Consider the following 5690-nt stretch of genomic DNA (forward strand, 5'->3'; position numbering starts at 1 on the left):
CCCCACGCCGGCGGACACGCCCACCCCCTGAAGCTGCACCGAGCGCACGCCCAGCACGCCCAGCGCCAGGTGGTTGCGCCCGCCGCCTCCCCACAGCGAGGTGGTGGCCAGCGGCGGCACCAGTGACAGGTTGAAGGGCACGGAGGGCATGTCGCCGAGGATGACCGGCTCGCCGGTGGACAGGGCCTCGGCCCGCATGTCCGTCCCGCCTCGCGCCGCCGTGCGCGTGAGTGTCATGGGGACGAAGTGCTCGGCGCGCAGCTCCGAGCCCCCCTTCGGCGACACCGTCAACTCCGCCTCGAACCGCTGCGAGGGACGCTCCAGCACGACCTGATAGCGCCCCGCCTCCAGCCCCAGCGCCAGGCGCCGGCCCGCGGGCTTCTGCAGCTCCGCGACCAGTTGGTTGCCCCAGTCGCGCACGAAGAGGCGGCCCTGCACGTCCTCCGCCACCGTGAGCCGCACGCGCGAGGTGCGCAGGTCCGTCAGCACCAGGTCGCCGCTGCCCGCCAGTTGGATGTCATAGGCCGCGTGCTGCGGACCGCCCTGCGAGCGCTCCGTGCGCGCCAGCGTTTCATGGAAGGCGAACTGGTAGGCCTCGTGCAGGGTGACGCGGCCGTCGCCGCTGGCGTCCGCCGCGCCGCGCAGGCCCGTCACCAGGAAGTGCGTGAAGAAGGACGCGCCAATGGCGTCCGACTCCTGCGCCACCTCATCCGCGGAGCTGGAGGCGAGGTACGCGTGGCCCCGCACCTGCGACGCCGCGTCCATGAGGAAGCCCGGCCGGTGCACCCCACCCTTGAAGCGCGTCACCGCGCCGGAGCCGCACGAGTCCAGAATCGCGATGCGCACGTCCACCGGCACCGCGCCCAGCCCCTGCTTCAGCGCCGCGTAGGTCAGCCGCTCACCGCGCGGCAGCAGCCCCTCCGCGTCCGAGTGGCCCGAGTAGTAGAGCACCAGTTCGCTGCGAACGCCGTCGGCGGCCGCGGCCTCCACCAGCACCCGCATCCGCTCCAGCGCGCCCAGCAGGCCCTTCCGGTCCGCCTCCAGCAGCAGCACGCGGTCCGCCACCGCCACGCCGCCCAACTCCCCCAGCACGCGGGACATGGCCAACGCATCCGAGCCCGCGTAGCGCAGCCGCTCGCGTCCCTCACCGCCCTCGCTGGAGCCCACGAGCAGCGCGAAGCGGCGCAGCGTCACCGGGGGCTCCTCCACCGGGGGCGGCGTGGCCGCGGCGGACACGGCGGCCCACACGCCCAGGCAGACGGCGGCCAGCAGACCGCACCGGCGGCCCCATTCCCCAGCAGTGGTGCGTCTCATCATCCGCGTTCCACCCCACGCATCAGGCCCGGCCCGGCCTCAAGCGAGTCCCCTCGGCATATCTCGACTGGAGGCCGGCGAGCGAGCCCGGCTCACGGGCTCCAGAGCGCCCGCCGCACCAACCAGGAGCTGCCGCCCCGGCCGTCCCGCACCACCGCCCAGAACGTCACCTCTTGCGCCTGCGCGCCCTCCGGCGGCTCCCACTCCGTGCGGTGCCGGCCTTCCTGCCCGCCGAAGGACGAGCCACCCGTCTCCTGCGGCGAGAACTCGCCCAGCGTCGCGTGCCAAGAAATCACCCAGCTCTCCCGCAGCGTCACCGCCTCCAGCCGCAGCCCGGGCACCACGTACGTCTCCTGCAAGGCCACCACGTCCTCGGACGTCACCACGAAGGGCCCGGCGCCCCGCAGCTCCAGCGGCGCCTCCGCGGCCCAGGCCACGTCATCCACGCGCAGGCCCGGAATCACCGGCTGCACGTTGGCCCGCATGCCCTCCACGGCCGGGCACCAGAAGACCATCAGCTTCTGCGCGTACACCCGCTCCTCACCCGCCTGTGTGAAGAGGACCAGCGGCATGCGCAGGCCGCCCAGCCCCAGGTAGGGGTCCAGCGCCTGCACCCGCGCCAGCAGCGGCGTGTCATCCGCCAGCGTGGCCGCGCCCGGTTGGATGCTGAGCGTCAGCTCACCCGGCGCGGTGGTGCCCTCCGCGAGCAGCACGCGGTTGGCCTCGTTCGCGCACGTCCGGTCCTCGGGGTCCGCGCACGCCCACAGCGTGTACTGGATGGGGCGGCCCTCGCCCGCCGGGTCCACCAGCAACGCGCGGTATGTCACGGGCTCGGAGAGTTCATCCAGCGTCGCTGGGTTGAGCTCACAAGCAGACGCCATGAACTCCGGCGGCTCCGTGGCGAGACCGAGCACACGGAAGTCGTGGACGCGCGAAGGCTGGTCCTCGACGTCGACACACGCGGTGGCCCCCAGCAGCAGCAACAACCCACCATATTCGAGCAGAGCCTTCATCTCAGAAGCTTCCTTTCACACCCACCACGGGGAGGATGGGGATGCCCGGCACCTCGTACTCCCGACGGAACCGGTAGTCGTTGAAGACGAACTCGACGTTCTTCGCGTTGTAGAGGTTCTGCACGTCCAGGTAGGCCGTGAGCGTCCAGCTCTGGAACCGCCAGCTCTTGTCCACGCGCACGTCCAACTGGTGGAAGCCGCCCGTGCGGTCGGAGAAGTAGGGACCAAACGTCGCGTTGTAGCGGTTGCGGTCCGCGTCGTAGACGTCATGGCCGCCCGCCAGCGGCGTCATGGGCCGGCCGCTGGTGTAGCGGAAACGGCCACCCAGCTCCCAGCCGTCGCCCAGCACATAGCCCGCCACCAGCGTGAGGATGTGCGTCTGGTCCCACGGGCTGAGGCCATAGGTGGAGTCGTCGGGCGCGCTGCCGCCACCGAAGAGCCCTCCGCCCTGGGGGCGTGGCCCCGCGCGCCCGTCCTCCGCGCGGCTGAAGGTGTACGAGAGCCAGCCAGACCACTTGTCCGTCGCGGAGGCGCGCTCCTTCTTCAGCATCACCTCCACGCCATACGCGCGGCCGATGCCGTCGTTGGAGTACGGCAGCGTGAAGACGCCGCCCCCCTCGTTGGTGACGAGTTGGCCGGGCGACACGATGTTGTTGAAGCGGCGGTTGAAGAAGCCGGTGACGTCCACGTTGAGCACGTCGGTGATGCGGTGCTCCACGCCCAGGCTGCTCTGGAACGCGCGCTGGTAGGCGAGGTCCGGGTTGCCGTAGGGCGCGGTGATGAAGCGGAACGTCTCAGGCGGCTGGCTGTAGAGGCCCAGCGAGCCCTTGAGGTTGGTGCGCGAGGTGGCCGCGTAGCGGACCCACAGCCGGGGGTCCAGCGCCAGGTTCCGCGTGTTGCCCACCGTCTGGAGGTTGCCGCGCACGCCCGGCGTGAAGGTGAAGCGCCCCACCAGCAGGTCCGCTTCCAGGAAGAGCGCGCCGTCGAAGGCGCTCAGGGCAATCTGCTCCTCCAACTGCTGGCCCACCGGCTCGGCCCCGGGGAAGGGCACGTATTCGACGCCGCCCGGCGCGGGGAACGACACGTCGTAGCGCTCGTGCTCGAAGACGAGGTCCAGACCCGTGCGGACGGTGAGCGCGGAGGACAGCTCGATGCCCAGCACCTCGCGGGCGCCCAGCGTGTACGTCTTGCCTTCCTGCCGCGCCATCCCGAAGTCGACGTCGCTGCGGTCCATGCCCACGAAGGGCGTGAAGACGGACCACATCGCGCCCTTGCGGTAGGTCCAGTCGCCCTTCACGCGGTGGAAGTTGGTGCGCGTGTTCAGCTCCAGGTCCCGCTCCGTCTCGGGGCCGGTGGACACGATGCGGAGCTGGTCATCACTGCCGAAGGCCATGATGTAGCCGGAGCTGCGCGCGCCCCCCGCCGTCACGGCCGCGTCGTCGTTGGGCGTCCCGCGCTTCGCGCCGAAGTCCACGCGCAGCTGGTAGTCCCAATAACGCGGCACCACGGAGAGCGTACCTCCCTCCGTCTCCGGCAGGACGGCGGGCAGAATCGCGTCGATGTACGAACGGCGCGCGGCGGCGGCCACGCTGATGCCGTCCGTAATCGGGCTCTCCAGGAAGAAGCCCGCGTCCAGCAGGTCCACCTTCACCGAGCCGTGCAGCGTGTCCGATGCGCCCTTGCGCGTGCCCACCTCGACGATGCCGCCCACCGCGCGGCCGTACTGGCTTCCGTAACCGCCCGGGAAGAAGTCGAGCTGGTCGATGAACTCGGCGTTGACCACCGAGGGGCCGCCGAGCAGGTGGAACAGGAGGGGGATCTGGACCCCGTCCATCATCGTCGACGTCTGGCCCGGGTTCGAGCCACGCACCAGCAGCTCACCGGAGATGAAGGGCGCGCGCGCCACGCCGGGCAGCGACTGGATGACGCGGATGGGGTCACCGAAGGAGCCCGGCGTCTTCTGCGCCTCCTCGCGGGTGATGGTGCGGCGCACCACCTCCTTCTTCGGCCGGTCGGAGCGCACCACCGTCTCCAGGCCGCCGCCCGAGGGCGCGAGGTAGAAGTTCACCTCCGTCGTCTCGTTCGCCTTCAGCTCCTCCTTCGTCTGGTAGAGCTGGAAGCCCGTGGCCACCACGCGCACCTCGCAGGTGCCCGCGGGCACCTCGAGCGTGAAGCGGCCGTCCTCGTCGGACATCACCTCGGGCGCGTCCGGGTCGTCGCCGCAACGCACGGTGGCGTTGGGTACGCGCGAACGGCTTCCGCGGGAGATGAGCTGGCCGGTGAGCGTGGCCTTGGGCTGCTCGACCTCCTCGGCCTCGGCACCCGCCTCCGGCTCCGGCGCGGTGAGGGTGAAGTGGTAGACGTACTCCACCTGCACCGGCGCGGGCACGCCGTCGACCTCGGCGGGCGAGAAACGGAACTGGCGCACCGCCGCGATGGCCGCCTCGTCGAAGCCGTTGCCCACCGGCTCGGTGGGCAGCACCTCGGCGACGGACCCGTCATCCGCGATGGTGATGATGAGCCGCACGGACGCGGTGAGCCCCTGCGCGAGCGCCTCGGGCGGGAACTGCGCCTCCACCTGCTGCACCAGTTCGGGAGGCTTGGTGATGGTGGGCTGGGCCTGCGCCGCGGGTGGCGTGGCCGCGTCCGAGGGAGGCGCGCCGGCCTGGGGTGCCTGCGCGAGCACGGGCGCCGCCAGCAGGAGCGAGGCCGCGACGAGCGCGCCTCGAGCTTTCAGGGTGGAGGACATGGCGTGTCCAAGCATACGGGTGAGGGGGGGGCCGCTCCCGCTGAAAGAGAGACGGAGCGATGGCGAGGTGGAATCCCGCGATGCCTGTGGGGATGGGTCCCCCTGACATGCCGGGCACGCCCGTGCTCCGCCGCTCTCCCAGCGGGAGTGGCGACATCAATCGAGCAGGAAGGTGTACGAGTATTTCATCTCCGTGGAGACAGGCTCGCCGCCCTTGATGGCCGGCTTGAAGCGGAAGCGGCGGATGGCATCCCGCGCCGCCTCGTTGAGGCCGTAGCCGGGCCCCTTGAGAATCTTCACCGCCACCACCTTGCCCTCATGGTCGATGGTGATGGAGAGCGTGACGGTGCCCTCCACGCCCGCGCGGCGCGCTTCCTCCGGATAGGGAATCTTCACCTCGGAGGCCACCGTGGGCTCCGAGTCCACCTGGTAGATGGGCGCGTACTTCGGCGCGCTGTACGCCTTCACCTCCTGGGGCGCTTTCGCCGTGGGGCCCGTCCTTCCGTAGAGCGTGTTGCCCACGGGCGCCGCGAAACCTCCAGCGCTGGTGGTGGAGGACATCGACAGGCCCACCACCAGGGGCGCGGGCTTCGCGGAGGGGGGCGGGGTGTCGT

At 71.1% G+C, this 5690-nt stretch carries 4 protein-coding genes; all 4 read right to left on the reverse strand.

Annotated features, from left to right (window positions below; genetic code table 11):
• The coding region (locus HNV26_RS36625) for a caspase family protein (protein ID WP_171453012.1) at positions 1-1317 on the reverse strand (1317 nt) is incomplete at its 3' end.
• Between the two features lie 89 nt (positions 1318-1406).
• Positions 1407-2327, reverse strand: coding sequence for a hypothetical protein (locus HNV26_RS36630; protein ID WP_171445479.1), 921 nt, complete (start codon positions 2325-2327; stop codon positions 1407-1409).
• 1 nt (position 2328) lies between these two features.
• Entirely contained in the window at positions 2329-5091 is a 2763-nt protein-coding gene (locus tag HNV26_RS36635) for a TonB family protein (RefSeq protein ID WP_171445480.1), read from the reverse strand.
• 141 nt (positions 5092-5232) lie between these two features.
• Positions 5233-5690: energy transducer TonB (locus tag HNV26_RS36640; RefSeq protein ID WP_171453013.1), on the reverse strand; the 458-nt coding region annotated here is incomplete at its 5' end.

It is taken from the genome of Myxococcus xanthus (assembly GCF_013116825.1).
GTDB classification, from domain to species: domain Bacteria; phylum Myxococcota; class Myxococcia; order Myxococcales; family Myxococcaceae; genus Myxococcus; species Myxococcus xanthus_B.